The sequence below is a fragment of the Polaromonas sp. P1_E1_2 genome (assembly GCF_056406035.1).
In genome coordinates, this window is record NZ_JBFUAZ010000817.1 from 1 (window position 1) to 1,459 (window position 1,459).

Here is a 1,459-nt window from a genome sequence, read left to right on the forward strand (position 1 = left end):
GGCACAGCTATTGGCCCACGGCCTGCAGCCTCCCTATCGGCTGGTGGCGATGTCACTGGGCGCGATGGTGGCGGCCGACTGGGCGCTGCAGTACCCGGGCGAAGTCTCGCGGCTGGTGCTGGTCAACACCAGCATGCGTCCCCACGGCCGGGTGACCGAACGCCTGCGCCCGGCCAACTGGCTGCCGCTGGCCTTGCTGGCTTTGCGCTGGGGCGATGCAGACAGCGCCGAACGCATCATCCATCGGCTGACCTGCAACAACACTGCCTCGCGCGATGAAGACATTGCCGCATGGACCGATATCCGCCGAAACGCGCCCGTCAGCGCCGCCAATGCCTGGCGCCAGCTGGTGGCCGCAGCGGCTTTCAGCATTGCCGCGCCGCCGACCTGCCCCACCCTGCTGCTGTCTTCGGCGGCCGACCACCTGGTGAACCCGCGCTGCACCTCTCGCCTGGCGAAAGCCTGGCAGGCCGCGTACCACGAACACCCTTGGGCCGGGCATGACCTGCCGCACGACGATCCCGGCTGGGTGTGCCGGCACATCGCAGACTGGCTAAACAGTTAATTCGCTATATTTTTGATAGCTGCTTGCGCCTGTCCATAAACGGTTTCAGGCACTTTTCCCCTAAGAAAAGCGGGTCTTGGCCGCAGGCAGCTGCCGGGTCCTGGAGCACTCAGGCAAAATCCAGCCTTGTCTATACAAGACAAAGCGCCATGAACAAGCCCACCCACCCAGCGACCGGCACCACGCCACCCGGCCCGACGGCCCAGGATGCCGTGGAGGCTACCGGCGCCAGCTTGCAGGGCGCGCCGGCAGACGCACCTTCTGTACGCAACAAGCGCCTGTGGGTACTGGCGCTCGGCACGGCCGCGGCCTGGCACCTGGATCCGGCGTTTGGTGAAATGGCGGAAATGATCGGCATGATTGCCTGCGCCGGCAACAAGACGCTGGCCAGGGACGCCATCATGCAGATGCGGGCGAAAGCCGACGCGCTGCGCGCGCAGATTCCCCCCTTGCCGGGCAGCGCATTGACCAAGGTGGTGCGGCGCGCTGAAGCAGCCTGCGGTGCAGTGCTGGACAAAGGCGTGCGTGTGAAGGAAGTGCAGACCAGCTGGGACCATTTTCTGGCCTGTGTCCGCGCGCTGCAAGACCCCCGCAGGTAGGGCGGCAAGCCCGGCTGCCGTCAGCCGTGCGGCCCCCGCCAGGGACTTTTGCAACGGGTCCACCGCGCCCAGCGTCCCGTCAATTTCACCGTTTTTCATCTGATATGTTTTTTGGGAGCGCAACTGATGCTGACACCGGCCGCCCATGTGCGGCATGATGGCCCCATGAACCCTAGATTTTTCCTACGCTTTTGCAAGCGTGTGCTGGCCACGCGGCTGTTGTGGGCCGGCCTGATATTTGCCGTGGCGGGCTCTGCCCAGGCAGCCCCGCCGCCGTTTGAAGACACCATCGCGC

At 65.5% G+C, this 1,459-nt stretch carries 2 protein-coding genes; both read left to right on the forward strand.

All coding sequences use genetic code 11. The features are described 5' to 3' along the window. On the forward strand, positions 1-565 hold a 565-nt coding region (locus AC1D1P_RS23200), incomplete at its 5' end, for an alpha/beta fold hydrolase (protein ID WP_477674618.1). A 149-nt stretch (positions 566-714) separates the two neighbouring features. After that, positions 715-1,164: a hypothetical protein gene (locus tag AC1D1P_RS23205; protein ID WP_477671474.1), complete on the forward strand. Its 450-nt coding sequence runs from the start codon at positions 715-717 to the stop codon at positions 1,162-1,164. The last annotated feature ends 295 nt before the right edge of the window (positions 1,165-1,459 follow it).